Source organism: Chitinophaga oryziterrae (genome assembly GCF_009758125.1).
Lineage (GTDB): Bacteria > Bacteroidota > Bacteroidia > Chitinophagales > Chitinophagaceae > Chitinophaga > Chitinophaga oryziterrae.
In genome coordinates, this window is the sequence record NZ_WRXO01000002.1 from 102,989 (window position 1) to 128,584 (window position 25,596).

The following is a 25,596-nucleotide window of genomic DNA, read 5'->3' on the forward strand; positions in this document are numbered from 1 at the left end:
GAATCAAATGAATAAAACCCGTATGTCCCTTGCCCGGCTTTGTCTGCTATTGGGAGGGTTGCTGGCTGGTAATTTTGTCCATGCCCAGGAAACCTTTCCTGTCAATGGAATAGCTGACAAAAGAGAAGGCTGTTATGCTTTTGTTAAGGCTACCATCGTCAAAAATGCGACTACTACTTTAAACAATGCGACCCTGGTGATCCGTAACGGGAAAATTGTGAGCGTGGGAACGGGTCCAGTACCGAAAGATGCGGTAGTCATTGATTGCGGAGGTAAATACATCTATCCTTCTTTTGTAGATCCCTACAGCGATTATGGCACCCAGCCCGTGAAAAAGGCTGTCAGCTCAAGGCGTGGAGAGCCGCAGCTCCTTTCTGCCACAAAAGGCGCTTATGGCTGGAACCAGGCCATTAAAAGTGAGGTGAACGCGGCTGCTATTTTCAATACAGATGAAAGCTCCGCAAAAACATTGCGTGAAGCAGGCTTTGGAACCGTTCTTTCTCATCAGCAGGATGGCATTGCCCGTGGGACCGGGGTACTGGTAACCCTGGCTGATGGCAGTGAGAATAAAGCGCTGATCCGTGAAAAGGCCAGCGCTCAGTATTCTTTTGACAAAGGAAGTTCTACACAGGACTATCCAGGTTCACTGATGGGTAGCATTGCGCTGCTGCGCCAGACATACCTGGATGCGCAATGGTATAAAACCCGTCCGGCAAAAGAAGGCACTAACCTCACTTTGCAGGCATGGAATGAGAGCCAGTCGCTTCCTCAGATTTTTGACGTACAGGATAAATGGGACGCTTTACGTGCTGATAAAATAGGAGACGAGTTTGGGGTACAATATATCATCAAGGCATCCGGTAATGAATATCAGCGTATACCGGAAATGGTTGCTACCAAAGCGTCTTTCATTCTCCCGCTTAACTTTCCTCTTCCCATAGATGTGGAAGACCCTAATGATGCGCGTTTTGTAGCGCTCAGTGATATGAAACACTGGGAAATGGCGCCGTCAGAACCGGCCGCTTTTGAAAAAGCGGATATCCCCTTTTCTTTGACGGCTTCCGGCTTAAAAGACGCAAAGCAGTTCCTGACTGCCATACGCAAGGCTATTGAATATGGGCTTAGTGAACAGAAAGCATTGGATGCGGTTACTTTAGCGCCGGCCCGTATGATAAAAGCAGATGACCAGGTAGGTTCGCTGGAACCAGGTAAACTGGCCAATTTTCTGCTGACTTCCGGACCGCTTTTCAATGAAAATACAGTGCTGTATCAGAACTGGGTACAGGGACAGCGATATACTATAAAGGATGAAGATTTCAGGGGGACTTATACCCTCACCGTTCTTCCCGCCAACGCTACTTATACTTTGCTGGTAAAGAATGCCACTTCTTTATCCCTGATACAACAGGATACCCTTGCCGGTAGTATTTCTCTCAGCGGAGAACTCGTTAAGCTGGCATTCCCGGTGAAGAAAGGTGCTGCGCAGTTGAGACTGAGCGGTGTTACAGGTGCAAAGGAATGGAATGGTACCGGTATCGATACCAGTGGCGCGCTTATCAAATGGCGGGCAGTGTTTAATGCGCCATATACTAAAAAGGACAGTACCAAACCTGCCAGTCAGTTGGCAATCGGTAAACTGTATTATCCTTTCAACGGATATGGCTGGGAGACTTTACCTCAGCAACAGGATATCCTGATAAAGAATGCCACTGTATGGACAAATGAAAGTGAAGGGAAACTGGAGAATACAGACGTACTGGTACGTAATGGTAAGATTGCACAGATAGGAAAGAATCTAGCCGCAGGCAGCGCCCGTGTGATAGATGGAACCGGCAAACACCTTACGCCTGGTATTATAGATGAACACTCTCATATTGCTATATCAAAAGGAGTAAATGAAGGGACGCAATCTGTTACATCTGAAGTAAGGATTGCGGATGTGGTGTTTCCTGATGATGTTAATATTTACCGTCAGTTAAGTGGCGGGGTTACATCATCTCATTTACTGCATGGTTCTGCAAATACTATCGGCGGCCAAAGTCAGCTGATAAAACTCCGCTGGGGAGCAGATGCAGAGGAGCTGAAGTTTGCAGGTGCAGATCCCTTTATCAAATTTGCACTGGGAGAGAACGTGAAGCAATCCAACTGGGGAGAGCGTCAGAAAGTACGTTTCCCGCAAACACGTATGGGAGTGGAAGAGGTATTGACAGATGCGTTTACCCGCGCCCGTGAGTATGAAAAGGAAGGCCCTGGTAAACGCCGTGACCTTGAGCTGGATGCACTGGTAGAGATCCTGCACAGTAAAAGATTTGTTACCTGCCATTCTTATGTGCAGAGTGAGATCAATATGCTGATAAAGGTGGCCGATAGTTTCGATTTCCATATCAACACGTTTACGCATATACTGGAAGGATATAAAGTGGCTGATAAGATGAAACAGCATGGCGCCGGAGGTTCTACCTTTGCCGACTGGTGGGCGTACAAAATGGAAGTGCAGGATGCGATCCCTTATAACGCTAATATCATGCAGCGTGTGGGGCTGACTGTAGCTATTAACTCCGACGATGCTGAAATGGCCCGCCGCCTGAACCAGGAAGCAGCCAAGAGCATCAAGTACGGTGATATGGCCGAAGAAGATGCTTTGAAGATGGTCACATTGAATCCGGCTAAACTGCTGCACGTGGCAGAACATACAGGTAGTATCAAAGCTGGTAAGGATGCCGACCTGGTGCTGTGGAGCAATAACCCGATGAGTATCTATGCCAAAGCAGAGAAAACGATGGTAGACGGGATCATTTACTTTGACAGGGACCGTGACCTGGAATTGCGTCAGCGCATCAGTACTGAACGTAACAGGCTGGTGCAGAAAATGCTGGCAGAGAAAAAGAAGGGCACTGCTACACAGAAAGCAGCGCCTACCCAGGAAGAAATTTATCATTGTGAAGATCTGCAGGCCGGACATCAGAAGAGCCTGATCAATGGCAACTAAACACAACCTATCATGAAGTTAGTATCAACATCAATCATATTATTGGCAAGTCTTGCCGCTAATGCACAGGAATTAATATATCCGGCGTCTGCACAGGAAAAGACTATTTATCTGCAGCATGCTACTATTCACGTAGGCAACGGGCAGGTAATCGAAAACGGGTCGCTGGTATTTTCAAATGGTAAGATCACGGCTGTGGGCAGTAATCTGCCTGCTCCGGCAGCAGATGCGAAAGTACTGGACTTACAGGGCAAACATGTATATCCCGGGCTGATCGCACCACTGACTACGCTGGGTCTTACAGAAGTGGAGGCCGTGCGTTCTACGAACGATTTCAGTGAAGTAGGGGAGATCAATCCTTCCGTGCGTTCGCTGGTAGCATATAATACGGATTCCAAGGTGATCAACACCCTGCGTAGCAATGGTATTCTGCTGGCGCAGGTGACACCGGAAGGCGGGATGATTCCCGGATCATCTTCTGTCGTGCAGCTGGATGCCTGGAACTGGGAGGATGCAGCATACCGTACAGATGGCGCTATTCATTTTTATATGCCCAGCCTGTTGCAGCCTGCTAATAATCCTGGTCGCAGTATTCCGGATGATAAGATTAAAGAGTCGATGGACAAGCTTAACCAGGTGCGTACTTTTTTCCGGGAAGCCCAGGCTTATAACCAGGAAGATAAACATGCTGTAATCAACCTGAAATTTCAGGCAGTGCATAAACTCTTTACCCGTGAAGAGAAGCTGTTCATTCACTGCGACCTGGTAAAGGAGATGTTGCTGGCAGTGGACATTGCCAAAGAGTTTGGCTTTGATGTGGTGATTGCCGGTGGAGCAGATGCCTGGATGATTACAGACCTGTTAAAACAGAACAATATAGCGGTGGTGTTGAAGCAAGCGCATAGCCTGCCGGTGATGCAGGATGATGACGTAGACCAGCCCTATAAAACAGCGGCGCAGCTACAAAAAGCCGGTGTCCTGTTTTGTCTGAGCAATGAGGGATTCTGGCAACAGCGGAACCTGCCGTTCGAAGCGGGTACGGCCAGCACTTACGGACTCAGTAAGGAAGAGGCTTTAAGTGCAGTAACGTTGAACACTGCCCGCATACTGGGAATAGATAAAACGACGGGTTCGCTGGAAGCTGGTAAGGATGCTAATATCACTGTCAGTACAGGGGATATTATGGATATGAGATCCAGTATTATCACACAGGCTTTCATCCAGGGGCGGGAAGTTAATCTGGATAATAAACATAAACAGTTGTATGAGCGTTATAAACATAAGTACGGTCTGAAGTAATGGCATGAAATTTTATTGATTTAAGTGGGACCGTAAACAGGATAGGCCGGTTTACATAAATCAAAATTATTATGCAATCAACCATGAAAAGAGAAGACGCAATAAAGAAAGTAACCGAATTAATAAATGAAGTACGAGTATGTATGTTCACCACTATAGATGATCATGGGCAGGTAATATCCCGTCCTATGGCTACTGTAGATGTAGATAAAGATGGTAATGCCTGGTTTTTTACCAATGAGTTTTCAGGAAAAGTGATGCAGATCTCCGAGAATAATGAGGTGAATTTGATCTATGCGAATCCGGGTAATAATACTTACCTGAATATATTCGGTATCGGAACTATTGTCGTCGACAAGGAAAAAATGAAACAATTGTGGACACCTGCGGTAAAAGCGTGGTTCCCGGATGGGATTGATGATCCCCGTTTGTGCCTTTTAAAGGTGGATACAAAGCAGGCATGGTATTGGGATAACTCTTCCAGCAAAATGGTCGTCTTTTTTAATATGCTAACGTCCATTGTTACAGGTAAGAAATACGAAGAAGGAGAATCCGGAGAGTTGGATATAGACTAAAAGAAAAGAGCAATTGCAGACAGCAATTGCTCTTTTTTGTTGTTATCTGGCTATAACCAGGTAGTAATTCCTTTTACCCTTTTGAACAAGGATATACTTATCTCTCAGGAGCAAAGATGTATCTATTGATTTTTCTATTCCTTCCACTTTCAGCTTGTTAATGCTGACTCCTCCTCCCTGCACCATTTTACGGGCTTCAGTTTTACTGGGGAAAATAGCTGTTTCTGCCAGGAAGGTCACTATATCTTTACCCGCCTGCAGATCTGCCAATGACACTTCTACCTGTGGAACGCCATCCATTACGTCCATTAACTGATCTTCGGTCAATGTCTGTAATACATCGGCAGTGTCATTACGAAAAAGCAATTCAGATGCTTTCAATGCAAACTCATAATCTTTTTCGCTATGGATAAAGATTGTCAGTTCTTTTGCCAGTCTTTTCTGCAGTTGTCTTTGTTCCGGAGCATGCTGATGAGCTTCGATCAGGGCATCAATTTCGGCATGTTCCAGAAGGGTAAATATTTTGATATAGTTGGCTGCGTCCACATCGGTTGCATTGAGCCAGAACTGGTAAAACTGGTAAGGGGACGTTAATTTAGGGTCCAGCCATACGTTCCCGTTCTCAGATTTACCGAATTTGGTACCATCTGCCTTTTTCATCAGGGGGCAGGTAAAGGCGAAAGCCTCTCCATCTGCCTTACGACGGACCAGTTCCGTACCGGTTACGATATTTCCCCACTGGTCAGAACCGCCCATTTGCAGTTTACAGTTCTTATGGGTGTATAAATGGTAGAAATCGTAACCCTGGATCAGTTGGTAAGTGAATTCAGTGAAGGACATACCGCTATCCCCTTCAATCCTTCTCCTCACAGAATCCTTGGCCATCATATAGTTAACCGTGATGTGCTTGCCTGTATCACGGATAAAGTCGAGGAAAGTAATGTTCTGGAACCAGTCATAGTTATTGACCATTTCAGCCGCATTGGGTTTGGCAGGGTCGAAATCCAGGAATTTCTCCAGTTGGGCCTTGATACCGGCCTGGTTATGTTTCAATGTATCGAGATCCAGCATTTTGCGCTCTGCAGCTTTAAAGGAAGGGTCGCCTACCATACCGGTAGCGCCACCTACCAGCGCCAGTGGTTTATGACCAGCTCTCTGCAGATGTACCAGCAACAGGATAGGTACGAGGCTGCCTACATGCAGGGAGTCTGCTGTAGGGTCAAATCCCACGTAGGCCGTGGTCATTTCTTTCAGTAACTGTTCCTCTGTGCCAGGCATTATATCCTGTACCATGCCTCTCCAGCGTAATTCTTCTATCAGGTTCATGATTAATTGGGATAATTTTTGCAAACGTAAGAAATATACCGTTGACAAACGGTATCATCAGTAATTTCGTACATTCATCAAATTAAATAATCAGCATATTTGTATGAAGAGATCACTTGTTTTTATTGCAGTTTTAGTGGCGTCAATGAATTCCCTGTTCGCACAGGACTGTAAGACCTATTATTATCTCCGGAATAATTCAGAAGTGGAGATGAGTGTGTATGACAGTAAGGGCGAAGTTGTTGCCAAAAACTTATACAATATACTGTCTGTTAATAAAGAAGGGGTATCCCTGGTGTCTGATTTTACGACTACGGTAAAAGATGCTAAAGGAAAGGAACTTTCTTCCGGTAAGGGAAAAGTGAAGTGTGATGGAGATAACCTGCTGATAGACATGCAGATGAATATGCCTAACATTCCGCAGTTGCAGGCAATGAAAATGGAAACGGGTACTGGTAGTTCTTTCCTGACCTACCCGTCGTCTATGAAAGTAGGGCAAACATTACCGGAAGGTGCTTTTGAAATGAACAGCAATACTAATGGGATGGATGTAACGCTTCAGTACAAAGTATCTGACCGTAAGGTGATTTCCAAAGAGAAGATTACTACAGCGGCAGGTTCCTGGGATTGTTTCAAGGTGACTTTTAATATCAACCTTTCCCTGAAAATGATGGCGATGAGTATGCCTTTTGACCTGATCGGCGCAGAATGGTTTGCGCCGGGTTTTGGGGTAGTGAAAACGGAGTCTTATAAGGATGGGGAGTTAATGGGGAGTATGCGGATAACGGGATTAAAGAAATAAAAAAAGAGGCGGTATCTCGTGAGATACCGCCTCTTTTTTATAGATTCTTCAGGCACACCTGTAAACTGTTTCTCCAGTAAGGGATTTGCAGTCCGAATGTGTCTTTAATCTTTTGTTTATTGAATACGCTGTATGCAGGTCTTTTTGCAGCGGTAGGATATTTATCGGAAGTTACCGGTAATACTGTACAGGCAGCGTTTGTCAGTTCCTTAATGGCTACTGCAAAATCGTACCAGCTGATTACGCCTTCATTGCTGTAATGGTATACACCGCCATAGCTGGCAGGAACATCATATACCTTGCTTAATACCGTCAATATTACCTGGGCCAGATCAACCGCATAAGTAGGGGTACCCACCTGGTCAAATACTACGTTCAGGCTTTCTTTCTCCTGCATCAGTTCGCGCATACGTTTTACGAAGTTCATACCGAATTCGGAGTACAACCAGGATGTACGGATGACGATAGTAGCCGGGTTGGTACCGATAGCTGCCGCTTCTCCGCGCAGTTTGGAACTACCGTAGATGCTGTCCGGGTTGGCTTCATCTTCTTCTGTATAAGGCCGGTTGCTTTTACCGTCAAATACATAGTCTGTAGAGATGTGGATCAGCTGTGCATTGTAGTTTGCGCAGGCATCTGCCAGATTCAGGGCTGCTTCAAAGTTTAGTTTGAAGGCCATTTCCTCGTCAGATTCTGCTTTATCTACAGCGGTATAAGCAGCACAATTGATGCATCCGTGTATTTCCTGTGTGGCAAAAATGGTGTCGATGGCCTCAGTGTCGGTAATATCAAGCTCGGTATAATCTGTATATACAAAGTTGAAGGCCGGGAAACCAGCTGCCACCTTTTTTATTGCTTGTCCCAGCTGGCCATTGGCGCCGGTGATCAGGATGTTCTTCATGTAGTTATTTATTGAAAACGAAATTATGCGTACAGTTTTCCAGCGTAGGTAACACCATGTCTTTTTCAGATACCAGTGCCTCTTCCGGATTAATGCCCCAGTCGATTTTCAGTGCAGGATCATTATAAATGATACCGCCTTCACTTGCTTTATGATAAAAGTTATCGCATTTATACATGACTTCTGCGGTGGGGCTTATTACGGAGTAACCGTGAGCAAAGCCTTTAGGTACCAGCAGTTGCAGTTTATTTTCTGCAGAGAGTTCTATAGCAAATGATTTGCCATAGGTAGGAGAACCTTTACGGATATCTACTACTGCATCTATAATACGGCCTTCGAGTACGCGTATCAGTTTGGTTTGTGCATATGGTTCCAGTTGGTAATGGAGGCCACGTAATACGCCAAAGGTAGAGCGGGCCTGGTTATCCTGTACAAAGGGTAAGTTGAGTCCATACTCTTCAAACGCGCGGGCGCTGTAGCTTTCAAAAAAATATCCCCGGTTATCATTAAACACTTTGGGCTCATACACGAGTAAGCCGGGAATTCCTGTTTCGGTAAATGGCATATCTTAATTTATCTTTTTTGATACTGATCGCTGTAATATTCCTGGTAAGCCCCACTGGTAACGTGGTCCAGCCATTGTTCGTTGCTGAGGTACCATTCTACGGTTTTCTCCAGACCCTCTTCAAATTGAAGGGAAGGGGTCCAGCCGAGTTCCTTATTCAGTTTGGTAGCATCGATAGCGTAACGGAGATCGTGTCCTGCACGGTCTTTTACGAAAGTGATCAGTTGAGCGGAAGTACCGGGAGCGCGTCCCAGTTTCTTATCCATGATGATGCAGAGCAGATTAATGAGGTCGATATTCTTCCATTCGTTGAATCCGCCTATGTTATAGGTTTCACCAACGCGTCCTTTGTGGAAGATGGTATCGATAGCGCGGGCATGGTCATTCACATAGAGCCAGTCGCGGATATTTTCCCCTTTGCCGTATACAGGAACGGGTTTGTTGTTTTTGATGTTATGGATAGCCAGTGGAATCAGCTTCTCGGGGAAGTGATGAGACCCATAGTTATTTGAACAGTTGGAGATGATAGCCGGCAGATGATAGGTATGATAGTAGGCCATCACAAAATGATCTGAGCTGGCTTTGGATGCGGAATACGGAGAGCGTGGATCGTAGCAGGTCTCTTCTGTAAAGAAGCCTTCTTCACCCAGGCTGCCATATACTTCATCGGTAGACACGTGATAGAAAAGTTTCCCTTTCATATCATCTTTCCAGTATTGGCGGGCAGCATTCAGCAGGGTAGCTGTGCCCATTACATTGGTTTTGATGAATGCCAGCGGATCCATGATAGAGCGGTCTACATGGCTTTCTGCAGCGAGGTGTATTACTCCGTCGAATTTATATTTTTCAAACAGCTTGTTGATAAAGGGTTCATCGGTGATGTCTCCTTTTTCAAAGATGTAATTTGGTTTGTCTTGAATGTCTTCCAGATTTTCCAGGTTCCCGGCATAGGTAAGTGCATCCAGGTTAACGATCTGATAGTGCGGATAAGTATTCACAAACAACCTAACTACATGTGATCCTATGAATCCGGCACCACCGGTAATCAATATGGTATGATGCATAATCTGATTTATTACTGGTTACGAATTATGAATAACGAATATAAGTAGGATTTACTCGTCATTCATAATTCGTCCCATGTAATTTTATTTATTTAACGCTTCTTTAAAATAATCGTAGGTGATCTTCAGGCCTTCTGCTCTGTCTATTTTCGGTGACCATCCCAGTAATTCCTGTGCTTTCGTGATATCCGGTTTACGTTGTTTCGGATCATCTTTAGGCAATGGCTGGAAGATAATTTTCTGTTTACTACCGGTCAGTTTAATGATCTCTTCTGCAAACTGGAGCAGGGAAATCTCTACCGGATTGCCGATGTTCACCGGTAAATGGTAATCACTCAGCAGCAGGCGGTAGATGCCATCAACTAAATCGGAAACGTAGCAGAAAGAGCGGGTCTGTGAACCATCGCCGAATACGGTGAGGTCCTGGCCGGTTAATGCCTGGCTCATGAAAGCTGGCAGGGCACGACCGTCATTGAGGCGCATGCGTGGGCCGTAGGTGTTGAATATCCTGATGATACGGGTTTCAACGCCATGGAAATTGTGGTATGCCATGGTGATGGATTCCATGAAGCGTTTCGCTTCATCGTATACACCACGTGGGCCTATCGGATTTACATTACCCCAGTATTCTTCTGTCTGAGGGTGTACAGTAGGATCGCCATATACTTCTGATGTAGAAGCAACGAGGATGCGGGCGCCTTTTTCTTTTGCAAGACCGAGCAGGTTATGTGTACCGAGGGAACCTACTTTTAATGTCTGGATAGGCATTTTCAGGTAATCGATCGGGCTGGCCGGAGATGCAAAATGCAGGATGTAATCCAGTTTGCCGGGAACGTGAACGAATTTACTAACATCATGATGATAGTATTCGAACTGAGGCAAAGGGAACAGGTGTTCTATATTTTTAAGGTTGCCGGTAAGGAGATTATCCATCCCAACAACGCTATAACCTTCTTTTATGAAACGGTCGCACAGGTGCGATCCGAGGAAACCGGCAGCGCCGGCGATGAGTACTCTTTTCATGATAATGTTTTTAATCAGATGGTAGCCGAGCGGCCAACGCTTTCGTAATGGAAACCTAATTCCCGCATGCGAGTTACATCAAACAGGTTCCTGCCGTCGAAGATCAGACTGTTTTTCAGGGTTGTTTTGATCTTATCAAAATCCGGTGTTCTGAAAACACTCCATTCTGTAGCAATGATCAGCGCATCTGCATTGTTCAGGCATTCGTACTGATGAGGAGCGTAAGTCACCTTATTCCCCAGCAGTCTCTCCACATTGGCCATAGCCTCAGGATCAAAAACGGATACTGTAGCACCTGCATCTACCAGGGCATCGATCATATACAAAGCCGGAGCTTCGCGGATATCGTCGGTATTAGGTTTAAATGCTAAACCCCACAGCGCAAAGTGTTTGCCTTTGAGGTCGTTTTTAAACCAGGAATTGATTTTAGGGAGAAGGAACAGCTTTTGCTTTTCGTTCACATCCATTACTGCGTTCAGGATTCTGAACTCGTAATCAGCATCTTCAGATGATTTTACGAGAGCCTGTACATCTTTAGGGAAGCAGCTGCCGCCATAACCGATACCAGGGAAGAGGAAGCGTTTGCCGATACGGTCATCACTACCTACGCCTCTGCGTACCATGTCTACATCTGCACCCAGTTTTTCGCAGAGTACAGCGATTTCATTCATGAAAGAGATTTTGGTAGCCAGAAAGGAGTTAGCAGCGTACTTTGTAAGTTCTGCAGACTTCTCATCCATGAACAGGATGGGGTTACCCTGGCGTACAAATGGAGCGAACAGTTCGCCCATCACTTTACGCGCTCTTTCGGAGCGGGTACCAATTACTACACGGTCTGGTTTCATGAAATCGTCTACCGCTACGCCTTCACGCAGGAATTCGGGGTTAGATACCACATCGAATTCGCTTTTGCAGTTTTTGGCGATCATCGCGTATACTTTTTCTGCGGTTCCTACCGGAACGGTACTCTTGTCTATTATCACTTTATAATCAGTGATAATTTTTCCCAGGTCTTCGGCAACGCGAAGAATATAGGAAAGATCTGCCGATCCATCTTCTCCCGGGGGGGTGGGGAGGGCAAGGAATATTACTTCGGCATCTTTAACGCCTTCAGCCAGATTGGTAGTGAAATGCAGACGATCTTCCTTGAGGTTACGATCGAATAATTTTTCTAATCCTGGTTCGTAAATAGTTATTTGTCCGTTGGATAATTTGTTAACCTTGTTAACGTCTATATCCACGCAGATAACGTTGTTTCCTGTTTCTGCAAAACAGGTGCCTGTAACTAATCCTACATAACCAGTACCTACTACTGTAATCTTCATTTGGAGTATTGATTTAAAAATGAGTGTACTGAATCAATGATGTGCTGTAATTGATCTTGATCCATTTCGGTGTGAATTGGTAATGAAATTACCTTGGTTGTCAGGTCATTTGTAATAGGAAGATTAAAATCATTTCCACCCAGGTGAGCAAACATTTTTTGCTGATGAGCAGCAACAGGATAGTAGATCATGGCTGGAACCTGGCGTTCCTGCAGATATTGCTGCAGGGCGTTACGGTCTATGCCATTTAACTGAAGGGTATACTGATGATATACGTGGAAACTGTTGGCAGCGCGGAAAGGGGTAGTGATCTGCGGGATGCCGGCAAAAGCAGCATCGTAAGCGTCCGCTACAGCCCGTCGGGCCATGATGTATTCGTCGAGGAGGGGTAATTTGATATTGAGTACTACTGCCTGAAGGGTATCCAGGCGGGAGTTTACGCCTACCACATCGTGGTAGTAGCGGGCAGACTGGCCATGGTTCGCCACCATTCTGATCTTTGCGGCCAGCGCATCATCATTGGTGAATAAGGCGCCGCCATCTCCGTAACAACCCAGGTTTTTGGACGGAAAGAAGGAGGTACAGCCGATCTGGCCGATAGATCCTACCTTTTTCACTGTACCATCTTTAAAAGTATAATTGCCACCTATGGCCTGCGCATTATCTTCTATTACCGGGATATTATGTTTACGGGAAATCTCCATGAGAGGTTCCATATCTGCACTGTGACCGTACAGGTGTACCGGTACGATCGCCTTTGTTTTAGCCGTAATGGCTTTTTCTACCTGCACAGGGTCCAGGCAGAAAGTTTTAGGATCTACATCCACAAACACCGGCTTCAGCTTTAACAGCGCTATTACTTCTGCTGTAGCAATGAAGGTGAATGAAGGCGTAATGACTTCATCCCCTGGTTCCAGATCAAGCGCCATCATAGCGATCTGCAAAGCATCGGTGCCATTGGCGCAAGGAATTACATGTTTTACACCCAGGTATTCCTGCAGTGCCGTGGCGAATTGTTGTACAGGTGCGCCATTGATAAATGCGGCATTATCTAACACTTCGGCCATGGCAGCTTCTACCTGTGGCTTAATTTTTAAGTATTGGCGTTTAAGATCCACCATTTGAATCGGAACCATGTCTGGGATAGATATTTTGATTAAAGTGAGCAAATTTACAAATTTTGACATAGTAAGGACAGTATCTTTGCCCCTGGTTTAAAATTCAGTAAAAGTATTTACCCTATGGTGGACACCCTGGTATATAATATTGGAATCCGGTTATACAGGACAGGCGTGTCTCTGGCTGCTTTTACAGGCAATGCAAAGGCTCGTCTGTGGCTGGAAGGACGTAAGAACTGGCGGGAAAAAATGCAGGTGGATACAGGGTGTATATGGATCCATGCGGCTTCCCTGGGGGAGTTTGAGCAGGGAAGGCCTGTGCTGGAGGCCATTCATAATAAATACCCGGATAGCCGGATCGTACTTACTTTCTTTTCTCCTTCAGGCTATGAGGTGAGAAAAAATTATCCGGTAGCAGATCATATATTCTATTTGCCATTGGATACGAAGCAAAATGCGAAGGACTTTATAGCGATTCTTCAACCTAAACTGGCTATTTTCATTAAATACGAGTTCTGGTACCATTACCTAACGACTTTATATAAAAATAATATACCCGTATTGCTGATTTCAGGCATTTTCAGGCCGGAACAACCTTTTTTTAAATTTTATGGAGGAATGTTTCGCCGGTTGCTGAAGAAATTTAACTGGTTGTTTGTACAGAATAAGACTTCTTTGGACCTGCTAGCGGGAATCGGGGTTAAAAATGTGTCTCTGGCAGGGGATACCCGTTTTGACAGAGTCTGGGATTTACTGGAAGAGGCCCCGCCGGTAGCCGGGATAAAAGAGTTTATCGGGGAGAGGAAGGCTGTGATAGCAGGAAGTACCTGGCATTCGGATGAGCTTGTGCTGGCAGGTTGGTGGCGGGAACAAGCCGGCAGATGTTTGATTATTGCACCGCACGAGGTAGATGAAAGTCATATTCAGCAATTGCAGGGATTGTTTCCCGGGGCGGTGAGGTATTCTTCTTTGAAACCGGGATCTGTGTTGATTATAGATAATGTAGGGATGTTATCAGCATTGTACAGGTATGCACGTGTTACTTATGTAGGAGGTGGATTTGGGAAGGAGGGGATCCATAATATACTGGAGCCTGCTACTTACAGCAAGCCAGTGGTATTTGGGTCTGTATACCATAAATTCCCTGAGGCAGCAACATTGCTGGCTTTAGGAGGAGCGATCTCTGTTGGCCATCAGTTTGCGATGAACAGGGAAATGGAAGCTTTACTGGAAGATGATTCGCTTTGCGCACAGATCGGACAGATAGCCGGCCGTTATGTGGCAGATAATAAAGGGGCGACTGAAAAGATTCTCAATTATATTCAGGAAAAGCGGCTGATTTAGCTGGATCAGGTGAAACGTTTTCTTACGATAGAATAGAACTGCTTAACGATGTGGTTCTGATCTACCCAACCCTGACGGATTTTGAGTTCTCTTTCAATCCAGTATTCTGCTTCCTGTAAGGAATGGAATTCATTGATTGTTTTGATAGAGCGTTCGTAAGTGTCTATATCTCCGCGGAACAATTCCTGGATGAACTGGAATTTATCGTTGATACCTATGGCATGACGAAGGTCTTTTATAGGCATTTCACCCAGTCTGTCTGCCAGTTCTACCTGGCTCTGACGGAAGCGTTCGTTTAAGGAAGTTGTATTTTGAGCTACGCGCTGGTTAAGTTCTTTGAGTTCTTTATGCAGGCCGTTGTTATTTTCTGGCCTGTTGTTCTGCTCTGTTTGGGAGTATAAGGTGATCATGGCCGGCTTTTTCTCTTCAGGGACCTCTGGTATGGGGGCCGGAGGCGGAGGAGGAATTGCAGATGGCCTGTGAGGTATCTGTTCGGCGACTGGCTTAGGTTCAACCGGCGCTGCTTTTTGCTCCGCAATTGGATGATAAGCCACTGGCTCAGAGGCTTTTGCCGGTTGGTAATCAGGCACCTGAACAGCCTTGGCTACCGGTTCAGGAGCTTGCTGAGGCTGATAAGCCTGATATTCGGGTTTCTGTTCTGCAACTGGCTGAGGTACAACCGGTTTAGGCTGATAAGCCTGATGTTCGGGAGGGACCTGCGTAGCTGTTGATGGTATAACCGGCTGATATACCGGTTTCGGCTCAGGCTTTTGTTCAACAACCAGCTGTTGAGGTTCGGCAACCCTTACAGGAGGTTCAAACTCAGGTATTTTTGCAACAGCAACCGCCTTAGCAGGTACTTTCTCAGTATAATTATAGTTATTTGGATATCCGTTTGCAGATTCAGTCAGTGTTGCCGAAGGCATGATCACAGCGATATGGCTGGATTCACGATGACCTTCCTGCTTTTGTCTGTTGCGGGTCTGTGTTATTTCAGCCTGCAGCAGTTGTACATAATAAGATATGGACTGCAATCCGGCATTTGAATTCTTTAATTCCTGTAACTTGTCAATTAATGCACTTATTTTTTCCATAGTCTAAAAAAAAATAAATTGAATGCAAAATGCGTTCCATGCTTAATTGTTAACGCCTGTATCGGAGAATTTATTTTACTTGCATAAAGTTATATCTTTTAATTAACTGTAAATCACAATAGTATAATATGTTTATTGAACCTTCTCTTGCAGGAGGGCGAAGGGGGTGGATCGAAGTTATCTGTGGCTCAATGTTTTCGGGAAAAACGGAGGAGTTGATCAGGCGATTGAAACGTGCCCGCATTGCCAATTTAAAAATAGAGATTTTTAAACCAGGTATTGATACCCGTTATGATTTACAGCATCTTGTATCTCATGATGAGAGTAAGATAATGAGTACTCCTATCGAGAATTCACAACAGATCTTATTGCTGGCTCAGGATGTAGATGTAGTGGGAATAGATGAAGCACAATTCTTTGATGGAGAACTCCCTTATGTATGTGACCAACTGGCGCTGAGGGGAATCCGTGTGATTATAGCCGGTCTGGATATGGATTATCTGGGCAAGCCTTTCGGACAGATGCCTTTTCTGCTGGCTAAAGCCGATTATATTACCAAGCTGCACGCCATCTGTATGAAATGCGGGAATATTGCGAATTACTCTTATCGTAAAACAGCAGATACCAATACAGTGCTGTTAGGGGAAACAGACCTGTACGAACCAAGGTGCAGACATTGTTATTACGAAGTGAAATAACTTATTCTACGGGAGCTTTTACTTTGAATGTGAATTTCTTCTGCGTCAGGTAACTGAAGCCAACTACAAAAATGGTCGTTAATACTTTTGCGATGGTCGGGAAAATATGAAATTGTTCTACGAACAGTTTCATAAACCCGTAGTTGAGGCATATGCAAATACCTACCAGCATAAAATAACGCATCAGTTGTACCCTTCCCCTGAGATTGGATTCGGAGAATACAATGTATTTACTGAGCAGGAAACCTGTAGGGAAAGTAACGGCCAGAGACATGAAGAGGGCGGCAATATGTGCTCCTATCGTAATAAATGGGAGATAGACGGTCTGTTGGTGTAATACAAAGTTATAACACACAAAGTATAAAAATATGTCCAATGCAGTATTCCCGCCCCCGCAAGCCAGGTAGCGGAACGTTTGCAGTGGCATTAGTTTGGCGAAAGGACGGTAAAAGAAGTCAATCACCATTAAAATAAACGTTCTCATATCAAAAATGTACGGGACAAAACTAGCAAGATTTACCGTTACTAGACTGCGCTTTAGAATTATCTTAACAACTTCCGGGTTTTCCACTTGCCAGATTGTTGATTTACCGGTGATTGCCGGGCTTTGCGCTGTTCCTGCTGCCATATTTGCACAGCGAGTATGGCGGCGGCCCGGGCCTCATCCGGCACCGGATGCTGCAGTGATTCCGGGGTAAAATACTTCCCTATAAAGTTGGTGTCAAACTGTCCGTTGATAAATGCCGGTTGCTGTAAAGCCCATCTTCCGAAAGATAACGTTGTACGTATACCTTTTATTTGATATTCATCGATGGCCCGTAATAATCTTTCCCTTGCTTCCTCGCGGGTGGTTCCCCAGGCAATCAGTTTAGCAATCATGGGATCATAATAGATAGGGATGTCCATACCGGATTCGTACCCGTCATCTACACGTATCCCATATCCCTGCGGACGGATATACGTACTTAGTTTACCGGTATCAGGGAGGAAGTTATTGGCAGGGTCTTCTGCACAAATGCGCAGTTCAATAGCCGCACCATTAATGGACAGGCTTTCCTGGTTAAAGGAGAGTTGTTCTCCGCGGGCTACGCGGATCTGCTCTTTTACCAGGTCTAGTCCGGTGATCATTTCCGTAACAGGGTGTTCGACCTGTAAACGGGTGTTCATCTCCAGAAAATAAAATTTCAACTGTTCATCTACCAGAAATTCTACTGTACCTGCGCCATAATAATTACAGGCGCGGGCTACATCCAGGGCACATTTACCCATAGCGGAACGGATGTCAGGCGTCAGGCAGGAAGAAGGGGCTTCTTCTATCAGTTTCTGATGTCTGCGTTGTATAGAGCATTCACGTTCAAACAGATACACGTAATTGCCATGCTGGTCGCCCAGGATCTGGATCTCTATATGGCGCGGTGCGCTGACATATTTTTCTATAAATACGGCATCATCTCCAAAAGCGCTCATTGCCTCACTTTTCGCCAGGCGGATCTGTTCTTCCAGTTCTTCCGGGGCATTCACCACCCGCATACCTTTACCGCCACCACCGGCAGAAGCCTTGATCAGAATAGGGAAGCCGGTGGTCTTCACCACTTCCTTCGCCTCTTCCAGGCTGCGTAAAGGAGTTTCTGTACCGGGAACCATGGGCACACCAAATTTCTGTGCCGCCTGTTTGGCCGCCAGTTTGCTACCCATCATTTCTATGGCAGCAGCGCTGGGACCGATAAATATGATGCCGGCATCTGCCACAGCCTGTGCAAAACGGGCATTTTCGCTCAGAAAGCCATAGCCGGGATGAATGGCGTCAGCACCTGTCTGCTTTGCGGCAGCTATAATTTTATCTCCCAGGAGATATGACTGATTAGAAGGAGGGGGGCCTATACATACTGCTTCGTCTGCATATTGCACAAAGGGCATGGTGCGGTCTGCCTCAGAATACACTGCCACAGTTCCTATGCCCATTTCTCTGGCCGATCTCATGATCCTTAAAGCTATTTCACCACGGTTAGCTACCAGTATTTTTTTCATGGAAGCGAATATAGCGGAAAAAACAACTTGCACGCTATTCACTATCTTTGCGGCAACATGAAATCCACTGCATTACATCAAACCATTACACTTGTAAAAAAGGATATATTACTGGAATTGCGTCAGAAGTACGCTTTTTATGGTATCCTCTTATACATTGTATCTACTGTGTTTGTAATCAACCTGATGATAGGTAAGCCGGAAGAAAAAATATGGAATGCGCTCTTTTGGGTGGTGCAGTTATTCGTTTCTGTGAATGCGATCGCCAAAAGTTTTATGCAGGAGAACAGGGGGCGGCTGTTATATTTCTATTCCCTGGTACATCCGCGCAGTTTCATTGCAGCCAAGCTGATATATAATATCCTGCTGATGGCCATTATGAGCATCATCACCCTGGTATGTTGTGTGATGTTCCTTGGCAACCCCATTATTAATATATGGTACTTCCTGGGAGTAATCATGCTGGGGGGCATCAGTTTATCCCTGTTGTTCACCATGCTGGCGGCCATTGCGGCACAGGCCAATCAGAATGCAGCCCTGATGGCTATTATGGGTTTTCCTATCATGTTACCCCTGCTGATGATGTTATCCAGCATCGCCCGTTCTTCCTTTATCATTGTTTATCAGCCTGGTTTACCTAAACTATTCCTGATGATGGGCAGTATGGATGTGCTGATCATTGCGCTATCTATGGTATTATTTCCTTTCCTGTGGAAGGATTAGGATCAATCTGCTATCCCATTATAATCAGTTTACAGGATTTTGAGATTAGTAATAAAACCTGTAGGTTTGCCCCGAATATAGTTCGTTTAAAATGGCAAAGCACTGGTGGAAAGCTTTAGCGGTATTAATTCTTACATACACGATAATAGCCGGATTTACGCATAAAATACCGATCATCGGTACCAACGGACAATCATCCCGCGGACTCTACTTTCATGTACCCATGTGGGTCTGTATGTATACAATGTTCACCATTTCTGTAATCAACTCTTTACGTTATCTGTCTGGTTATGATCTCCGTAAGGATGCACTGGCCAGTGCAGCAGGTGGTGTGGGTGTATTTTATGGTGTGCTGGGTTTTGCTACAGGTACTTTATGGGCTACTTACACCTGGGGGAGTACTTTCACCAGTGACCCGAAGCAGATGTTAACTGCTGTGGCGTTGCTCATTTATATGGCCTACCTGGTATTGCGTATGTCTATCTCAGACATCGACAAAAGGGCCAGGATCTCTGCTGTATTCAATATTTTTGCATTTGCTTTGTTGATCCCCTTGACATACATTATTCCGCGTATGGTAGATTCCTTGCATCCCGGTAGTGCCTCCACGCCTGGTTTTGCATCTAAAGACACGGATAATAATATGAAAATGGTATTATATCCTGCGTTTATCGGATGGACGTTGCTCAGTGTCTGGATATTTACCCTCGTTGTTCGCTACAAAAAGTTAGAGCTAAAAAATATTTTTAAATGATCAACAAAGCGTTTTCCTTTTGCTGCACTTGCGTACTGTTACTGCTTTCTTTATTAGCGAATGCGCAGCAGCAGAATACGGAGAAAGGGCCCGTAAATGAATTCTTCCGCAGCAATGATAAGATTTATGTGATAGTAGGGGTACTACTGATCATCTTTGCCGGCATTATCATATTCCTGATTTCGCTGGAACGTAAGATCAGTAGGCTGGAGCGGCGCGATCATCAGGAGAGGCAATAAGTCCAACTACATATATTTATACCAAAACAAATTCTACTTATGGCGCAGGAACAAAACATGGACTTCTTTCAAAGTGTTGAAAGAAGCTTCGACAAAGCCGCACAATTCACGAAATGGGAAAATGGCATTCTGGAACAGATCAAAGCCTGTAATGCTGTGTACCGTATGAAATTCCCGGTACGCGTAGGTGATACCATTGAGGTTATCGAAGCCTACCGTGTACAACACTCTCATCACAAACTGCCATGTAAAGGTGGTATCCGTTTCAGTGAAGCGGTAAACCAGGACGAGGTAATGGCCCTGGCAGCCCTCATGACATACAAATGTGCGATCGTTAACGTACCGTTCGGTGGCGCTAAAGGTGGTATCAAAATCAATCCCCGCAATTACACTCCTTTCCAGCTGGAAAACATTACCCGCCGCTATACTGCTGAACTGGTAAAGAAAAACTTTATAGGACCCGGCGTAGACGTACCCGCTCCTGATTATGGTACCGGTGAAAGAGAAATGAGCTGGATACTGGATACTTACATGAGCTTACGCCCGGGAGAAGTAGACGGTTACGGTTGTGTGACTGGTAAACCGCTTTCACAGGGTGGTGTCCGTGGTCGTAAAGAAGCTACTGGTTTAGGCGTATTCTATGGCCTGCAGGAGCTTTGCAATATCAAGGAAGACATGAAGAAAGTAGGCCTGGAACCCGGTATACTGGGTAAAAAAGTGATCGTACAGGGTATGGGTAACGTAGGTTATCATGCTGCCAAGTACTTCCACGAAGCAGGTGCTATCATAGTAGGGCTCATCGAGTGGGATGGCGCTATCTACAACGAGCAGGGAATGGACCCTGATAAGGTATTAAAGCACAGGAATGACACCGGTTCTATCATCAACTATCCTGGTGCTACCAACCTGAAAAAGAATACAGACGGTCTGGAAATGGAATGTGATATCCTGATCCCGGCAGCGCTGGAACAGGTGATCCACAAAGGCAATGCGGCTAATATTAAAGCCCGCATTATCGGAGAGGCTGCGAATGGTCCTATTACACCGGAAGCAGATGAGATCCTGAGTAAAAAAGGGGTGATCGTAGTACCGGACATGTTCCTGAATGCAGGTGGTGTAACCGTATCATACTTCGAGTGGCTGAAGAACCTGAGCCATGTACGTTATGGCCGTTTGGGCAAACGCTTCGATGAAAATATGAATATTCATATCCTGGGGGTAATTGAAGATCTGACCGGTAAAAAGGTATCGGAAAGAGAACGGAAATTTATAGCGCATGGTGCGGATGAATTAGATCTGGTATATTCCGGTCTGGAAGAAACCATGCATGCTGCGCTGCATGAAGTGCGTGAAATAATGGTCGGTAATAATAATATACATGATATGCGTACCGCTGCTTATGTATGTGCTATTGATAAAGTAGGTGCTGCTTACGAACAATTAGGTATTTTCCCTTGATGGGTCGTTTGTTTATACAAAGAAAAAGGACTGTTCTTTAGGACAGTCCTTTTTTTATAAATGAGCTGGTAACTGCGGAATAAACGTCCATTGCTGCCCAATATGCTGGCAGCAAAAGGTATTTACTCCGTTTGTAATAACGAGATAGGCCGTGGGCAATACCATATGATAACGGATGACCTGTTCCAGGACGGTTTGAGTTAAAGCAACATTCATCTCCTTACATTCAATGATCATCCAGGGTTTCGTTTCTCTGTTATATACCACGATATCACAGCGTTTTTTCATCTCTCCCAGGTAAATCTCTTTCTCTATTCCTATCAGAGAAGCAGGGTAGTTGAGCGTTTTTACCAGGTAATTGAGAAAATTCTGTCTTACCCACTCTTCCGGAGTTAGCACCACATTCTTTTTACGGTACCGGTCAAAGATGAAATCTCTGCCGGTTTCCCTTATTATTTTGAAATCAGGGGCAGGGAATTCTATAGCAATCATAGGGCGAAGGTAAGAAGATGGACTCTTTTTCGTATATTCGCTTGTCAAAAGGCTATGAAGACAAAAGAAGAAATTGTAGCTAACTGGCTTCCCCGCTACACGGGAGAAAAACTCGAAAACTTTGGGTCTTATATTCTCCTGACCAACTTTAGTAATTACCTCACTTATTTTGCTGAATGGAACAACGTTGAGATCATTGGTGCCGGTAAGCCCATGCAATGTGCTACCGCCGGTAATATCACCCTCATTAATTTTGGGATGGGCAGTCCCAGTGCTGCGACTGTAATGGACCTGCTGAGCGCTATTTCTCCCAAAGCCGCATTATTCCTTGGTAAATGCGGTGGTTTAAAGAAAAAGAATAACATAGGCGATTTGATCCTGCCCATTGCTGCTATCAGGGGAGAGGGTACATCCAACGACTATTTCCCTCCAGAAGTACCGGCGCTTCCTGCTTTCGCCCTGCAAAAAGTAATTTCTACCACCATCCGTGAATATGGCTGTGATTACTGGACAGGCACCTGTTACAGTACTAACCGCAGGGTATGGGAACATGATGTTGAGTTTAAGCGTTATCTGGAAAAGATCCGTGCAATGGCCGTAGACATGGAAACCGCCACTATCTTCTCTGTAGGCTTTTACAATAAGATCCCTACCGGGGCCCTGCTGCTGGTATCCGATCAGCCTATGGTACCGGAAGGCGTGAAAACAGAAGCAAGTGATAAGAAAGTAACCACTGAATTTGTGGAAAGACACCTGAGAATAGGTATCGATTCCCTGAAGAATCTTGGTAACAGCCACCAGACGGTAAGACATCTCCGATTTTAGATTGTGATTCTGCGGATTGTTTCGTAATATGCCAACACTAAATACTGGAATCTCTGCTATCAATCCGTAATCTGACCGTTTCATTTCCTGGTACAATAGCCGTGAACGATATTTCACTGGATATTGGCACCAGCGAAATTGTGGGCATAGTCGGAGAGTCCGGCTCCGGTAAATCTGTCACCGCCCTGTCTATCATGCGGCTGATACAGCCAACTGCCGGGAGTATGTTATATACAGCAGGCGATCAGCCGCCCGTTAACCTTTCAAACCTTTCTGAACAACAAATGCGTGCATGGCGGGGTAATGAAATCGCCATGATCTTCCAGGAACCAATGACTTCGCTGAATCCTTTGCATACCTGCGGCGCGCAGGTAATGGAGGCGATACGGCTGCATAAGAAGGTTGCTGCACGTGAAGCACGGGAACAAACCCTGGCTTTATTCCGGCAGGTAAAACTGCCAGATCCCGAATTGTTATTGCATCGATATCCTCATCAACTTTCAGGCGGACAAAAACAACGTGTGATGATCGCGATGGCGATTAGTTGTCAGCCCCGGTTACTGATCGCAGACGAACCAACTACAGCGCTGGACGTAACCGTTCAGAAAGCCATCCTCGAATTATTGAAAGAACTGCAGCAGCAGACAGGTATGAGCGTGGTCTTCATTACGCACGATCTGGGTGTGATTGCGGAAATCGCAGACAAAGTAGCGGTAATGTATAAAGGCCGTATCGTGGAACAGGGCACCGTACAGCAACTATTCACTCATCCGCAGCATCCCTATACAAAAGGGCTGCTGGCTTGCCGTCCTCCGCTGGATAAGCGTTTATACCGCCTGCCGGTGATCCGGGATTTTATGGACGTGGATGCTGATGGTCAGATCCATGAAAAAGAGAAAGCTGTAAAAGGGCTGGTGAACAGTCTGGAGATACCTGCTGCTGAAATCGCCGGCCGGGAGCAGCAATTAGTCGCAAACCCACTGCTGCTGGAAGTAAATGACCTGCATACCTGGTTTCCCGCTACCCGTAACTTCTTAGGGAAAACCCTTACCTGGACCAAAGCCGTGAATGGCGTGAGTTTTAATGTAAGAGAAGGGGAGACCATGGGACTGGTAGGAGAGTCGGGATGCGGGAAGACAACCTTGGGCAGAACACTATTACGACTGGTAGAACCAACCAGTGGCAGCATCATCTATAAAGGAAAGGATATCAGCAGTTTGTCCGCAGCAGCTATGCGGGACCTTCGCAAGGATATCCAGATCATTTTCCAGGACCCTTATTCTTCTTTAAATCCACGGTTAACAATAGGGCAGGCCATCCTGGAACCCATGCACGTACATGGTTTACACGGTAATGATAAGGTGCGTAAAGAGAAGGTACAGGAGTTGCTGGAGAAGGTGAACCTGCAGCCTGAGCATTACCACCGCTATCCACATGAGTTCTCCGGCGGGCAGCGGCAACGTATTGTAATAGCCCGGGCATTGGCCTTACAGCCATCCTTTATCATTTGTGATGAATCTGTGGCCGCTCTGGATGTAAGCATACAGGCGCAGGTGCTGAACCTGCTGATGCAGTTAAGGGAGGAGTTTGGATTCACCTACATCTTTATCTCGCATGATCTTTCTGTCGTAAGGTTTATCAGTGACCGTATGATGGTGATGAATAAGGGCAAAATTGAAGAATCAGGAGATGCCAACCAGGTATATGAGCATCCTCAAAGTATATATACCCGCCAGCTCATCAGTTCTATTCCTAAAAACATTCATGTATAATTAACTGTTTATAATGGTATGTTAATCATTTTTTGATTGATACCATAATTATCCTTACTTTTGCAACCTTAAATTCATTCATACCGTAATATGAAACTATCACAGTTCAGGTTCGATCTTCCTTTAAATCTAATTGCACAGCACCCTTCCAAAACAAGAGACGAAGCACGTTTAATGGTGGTAAACCGCGCTACCGGAAAAATAGAGCATAAAGTTTTCCGCGACATTATCGGCTACTTCAATGATAAGGATGTAATGGTGGTAAATAACACCAAGGTATTTCCGGCACGTCTGTATGGCCGTAAGGAAAAGACCGGTGCTAAGATTGAAGTATTCCTGCTGCGTGAGCTGAACAAGCAAAACCGTTTGTGGGATGTGATCGTAGACCCTGCCCGTAAAATCAGGGTTGGTAATAAATTATACTTTGGTGATGATGAATCACTGGTAGCAGAAGTAATTGATAACACTACTTCCCGTGGCCGTACTATCCGCTTTTTGTTCGAAGGAAATGACGAAGAGTTCAAGCAGGTATTAGACACACTGGGAGAAACTCCTCTTCCTAAATACATCAAGCGTAAACCTGAAGACGAAGATAAAGAGCGTTATCAGACCGTTTATGCTAAATATGAAGGTGCTGTTGCTGCTCCTACTGCGGGTTTGCACTTCAGCCGCGAGTTGATCAAACGTCTTGAAATCAAAGGTGTAAAGTTTGCGGAAGTAACACTGCACACTGGTTTAGGTACTTTCCGCCCGATTGAGGTAGAAGACCTGAGCAAACATAAAATGGATGCAGAGTATTTCAACATAGATGAATACGCTGTAAAGATCGTAAACAAGGCTAAGGAAGATAATCGCAAGGTTTGTGCTATCGGAACTACTACCGTAAGAGCGGTAGAATCTTCTGTAACGGCACAGAATCTGCTGAAAGCTGCAGAAGGCTGGACGAATACCTTTATCCATCCTCCTTATGATTTTTCTATTCCTAATGCACTGGTGACTAACTTCCATCTGCCAAAAACAAGCCTGCTGATCATGGTATGTGCTTTTGCCGGTTACGACCTGGTAATGGAAGCTTACCAACAGGCGATTAAAGAAAAATACCGTTTCTTCAGTTATGGCGATGCTATGCTGATCATCTGATGATAAAAATTTTGAAGGAAGTCCTGCAGTTATGCGGGACTT

General features: G+C 45.2%; 24 protein-coding genes. 13 read left to right on the plus strand and 11 right to left on the minus strand.

Features of this window, described 5'->3' with window-relative positions; genetic code table 11:
* Positions 1 to 7: 7 nt before the first annotated feature.
* From GO495_RS07965 to GO495_RS07975, 3 genes are all read left to right on the plus strand, one after another.
* Positions 8 to 2,989 carry an amidohydrolase family protein gene (locus GO495_RS07965; protein WP_205691228.1) on the plus strand — a complete coding sequence of 994 codons (2,982 nt, stop codon included), beginning with the start codon at positions 8 to 10 and terminating at the stop codon, positions 2,987 to 2,989.
* 12 nt (positions 2,990 to 3,001) lie between these two features.
* Positions 3,002 to 4,288, plus strand: a complete 1,287-nt coding sequence (locus GO495_RS07970; RefSeq protein ID WP_157299193.1) for an amidohydrolase family protein — start codon at positions 3,002 to 3,004, stop codon at positions 4,286 to 4,288.
* Positions 4,289 to 4,359: 71 nt separating this feature from the next.
* Complete coding sequence (locus GO495_RS07975; RefSeq protein ID WP_157299194.1) at positions 4,360 to 4,863, plus strand: pyridoxamine 5'-phosphate oxidase family protein; 504 nt, start codon at positions 4,360 to 4,362, stop codon at positions 4,861 to 4,863.
* A 42-nt stretch (positions 4,864 to 4,905) separates the two neighbouring features.
* Here the strand turns inward: GO495_RS07975 and tyrS are convergent, their stop codons facing one another.
* The gene (gene tyrS / locus GO495_RS07980) at positions 4,906 to 6,189 is read right to left on the minus strand and encodes a tyrosine--tRNA ligase (protein WP_157299195.1); all 1,284 of its coding nucleotides are present in this window, start codon (positions 6,187 to 6,189) and stop codon (positions 4,906 to 4,908) included.
* Between the two features lie 103 nt (positions 6,190 to 6,292).
* Here tyrS and GO495_RS07985 point away from each other — a divergent pair, with 103 nt between their 5' ends.
* Positions 6,293 to 6,991 carry a TapB family protein gene (locus GO495_RS07985; RefSeq protein WP_157299196.1) on the plus strand — a complete coding sequence of 233 codons (699 nt, stop codon included), beginning with the start codon at positions 6,293 to 6,295 and terminating at the stop codon, positions 6,989 to 6,991.
* 37 nt (positions 6,992 to 7,028) lie between these two features.
* On the opposite strand, the gene rfbD is transcribed toward GO495_RS07985, so the two are convergent.
* The 6 genes from rfbD to GO495_RS08015 form a co-directional block, all read right to left on the minus strand.
* A complete protein-coding gene (gene rfbD / locus GO495_RS07990; RefSeq protein ID WP_157299197.1) occupies positions 7,029 to 7,892 on the minus strand; it encodes a dTDP-4-dehydrorhamnose reductase in 864 nt (287 codons plus the stop codon).
* Positions 7,893 to 7,896: 4 nt separating this feature from the next.
* The gene (rfbC, locus tag GO495_RS07995; protein WP_157299198.1) at positions 7,897 to 8,457 is read right to left on the minus strand and encodes a dTDP-4-dehydrorhamnose 3,5-epimerase; all 561 of its coding nucleotides are present in this window, start codon (positions 8,455 to 8,457) and stop codon (positions 7,897 to 7,899) included.
* Between the two features lie 8 nt (positions 8,458 to 8,465).
* Positions 8,466 to 9,521, minus strand: a complete 1,056-nt coding sequence (gene rfbB, locus GO495_RS08000; RefSeq protein ID WP_157299199.1) for a dTDP-glucose 4,6-dehydratase — start codon at positions 9,519 to 9,521, stop codon at positions 8,466 to 8,468.
* An 84-nt stretch (positions 9,522 to 9,605) separates the two neighbouring features.
* Positions 9,606 to 10,544, minus strand: a complete 939-nt coding sequence (locus tag GO495_RS08005) for a UDP-glucuronic acid decarboxylase family protein (protein WP_157299200.1) — start codon at positions 10,542 to 10,544, stop codon at positions 9,606 to 9,608.
* A 14-nt stretch (positions 10,545 to 10,558) separates the two neighbouring features.
* On the minus strand, positions 10,559 to 11,869 hold the full coding sequence (locus GO495_RS08010) for a UDP-glucose dehydrogenase family protein (RefSeq protein ID WP_157299201.1): 1,311 nt from the start codon (positions 11,867 to 11,869) through the stop codon (positions 10,559 to 10,561).
* Complete coding sequence (locus GO495_RS08015) at positions 11,866 to 13,005, minus strand: DegT/DnrJ/EryC1/StrS family aminotransferase (RefSeq protein WP_157299202.1); 1,140 nt, start codon at positions 13,003 to 13,005, stop codon at positions 11,866 to 11,868. The genes GO495_RS08010 and GO495_RS08015 overlap by 4 nt, the downstream gene beginning before the upstream one ends.
* A gap of 105 nt (positions 13,006 to 13,110) precedes the next feature.
* Between GO495_RS08015 and GO495_RS08020 the strand changes: the two genes are divergently transcribed.
* The gene (locus tag GO495_RS08020; RefSeq protein ID WP_157299203.1) at positions 13,111 to 14,331 is read left to right on the plus strand and encodes a 3-deoxy-D-manno-octulosonic acid transferase; all 1,221 of its coding nucleotides are present in this window, start codon (positions 13,111 to 13,113) and stop codon (positions 14,329 to 14,331) included.
* 5 nt (positions 14,332 to 14,336) lie between these two features.
* On the opposite strand, the gene GO495_RS08025 is transcribed toward GO495_RS08020, so the two are convergent.
* Complete coding sequence (locus GO495_RS08025; RefSeq protein ID WP_157299204.1) at positions 14,337 to 15,425, minus strand: hypothetical protein; 1,089 nt, start codon at positions 15,423 to 15,425, stop codon at positions 14,337 to 14,339.
* Between the two features lie 128 nt (positions 15,426 to 15,553).
* Between GO495_RS08025 and GO495_RS08030 the strand changes: the two genes are divergently transcribed.
* Complete coding sequence (locus GO495_RS08030; RefSeq protein WP_157299205.1) at positions 15,554 to 16,123, plus strand: thymidine kinase; 570 nt, start codon at positions 15,554 to 15,556, stop codon at positions 16,121 to 16,123.
* A 1-nt stretch (position 16,124) separates the two neighbouring features.
* On the opposite strand, the gene GO495_RS08035 is transcribed toward GO495_RS08030, so the two are convergent.
* Both GO495_RS08035 and accC read right to left on the minus strand, forming a co-directional pair.
* Positions 16,125 to 16,607 (minus strand): GtrA family protein, encoded by a 483-nt coding sequence (locus GO495_RS08035; protein ID WP_157299206.1) that lies wholly within the window; start codon positions 16,605 to 16,607, stop codon positions 16,125 to 16,127.
* Between the two features lie 59 nt (positions 16,608 to 16,666).
* Entirely contained in the window at positions 16,667 to 18,151 is a 1,485-nt protein-coding gene (gene accC, locus GO495_RS08040; protein WP_157299207.1) for an acetyl-CoA carboxylase biotin carboxylase subunit, read from the minus strand.
* Between the two features lie 57 nt (positions 18,152 to 18,208).
* Here accC and GO495_RS08045 point away from each other — a divergent pair, with 57 nt between their 5' ends.
* From GO495_RS08045 to GO495_RS08060, 4 genes are all read left to right on the plus strand, one after another.
* Positions 18,209 to 18,874 (plus strand): heme exporter protein CcmB, encoded by a 666-nt coding sequence (locus GO495_RS08045; protein ID WP_157299208.1) that lies wholly within the window; start codon positions 18,209 to 18,211, stop codon positions 18,872 to 18,874.
* Positions 18,875 to 18,965: 91 nt separating this feature from the next.
* Complete coding sequence (gene ccsA / locus GO495_RS08050) at positions 18,966 to 19,628, plus strand: cytochrome c biogenesis protein CcsA (protein WP_157299209.1); 663 nt, start codon at positions 18,966 to 18,968, stop codon at positions 19,626 to 19,628.
* Positions 19,625 to 19,867 (plus strand): CcmD family protein, encoded by a 243-nt coding sequence (locus GO495_RS08055; protein ID WP_157299210.1) that lies wholly within the window; start codon positions 19,625 to 19,627, stop codon positions 19,865 to 19,867. The genes ccsA and GO495_RS08055 overlap by 4 nt, the downstream gene beginning before the upstream one ends.
* Positions 19,868 to 19,906: 39 nt before the next feature.
* Positions 19,907 to 21,325 (plus strand): Glu/Leu/Phe/Val family dehydrogenase, encoded by a 1,419-nt coding sequence (locus GO495_RS08060; RefSeq protein WP_157299211.1) that lies wholly within the window; start codon positions 19,907 to 19,909, stop codon positions 21,323 to 21,325.
* 54 nt (positions 21,326 to 21,379) lie between these two features.
* Here the strand turns inward: GO495_RS08060 and GO495_RS08065 are convergent, their stop codons facing one another.
* Positions 21,380 to 21,817: a type I restriction enzyme HsdR N-terminal domain-containing protein gene (locus tag GO495_RS08065; protein ID WP_157299212.1), complete on the minus strand. Its 438-nt coding sequence runs from the start codon at positions 21,815 to 21,817 to the stop codon at positions 21,380 to 21,382.
* A 54-nt stretch (positions 21,818 to 21,871) separates the two neighbouring features.
* On the opposite strand from GO495_RS08065, the gene GO495_RS08070 reads away from it, so the two are divergent.
* The 3 genes from GO495_RS08070 to queA all read left to right on the plus strand — a co-directional run bounded on the left by GO495_RS08070 (position 21,872) and on the right by queA (position 25,554).
* Positions 21,872 to 22,642 carry an AMP nucleosidase gene (locus tag GO495_RS08070; RefSeq protein ID WP_157299213.1) on the plus strand — a complete coding sequence of 257 codons (771 nt, stop codon included), beginning with the start codon at positions 21,872 to 21,874 and terminating at the stop codon, positions 22,640 to 22,642.
* Positions 22,643 to 22,743: 101 nt separating this feature from the next.
* On the plus strand, positions 22,744 to 24,414 hold the full coding sequence (locus tag GO495_RS08075) for an ABC transporter ATP-binding protein (protein WP_338075377.1): 1,671 nt from the start codon (positions 22,744 to 22,746) through the stop codon (positions 24,412 to 24,414).
* 90 nt (positions 24,415 to 24,504) lie between these two features.
* A complete protein-coding gene (queA, locus tag GO495_RS08080; RefSeq protein ID WP_089782414.1) occupies positions 24,505 to 25,554 on the plus strand; it encodes a tRNA preQ1(34) S-adenosylmethionine ribosyltransferase-isomerase QueA in 1,050 nt (349 codons plus the stop codon).
* Positions 25,555 to 25,596: the final 42 nt, after the last annotated feature.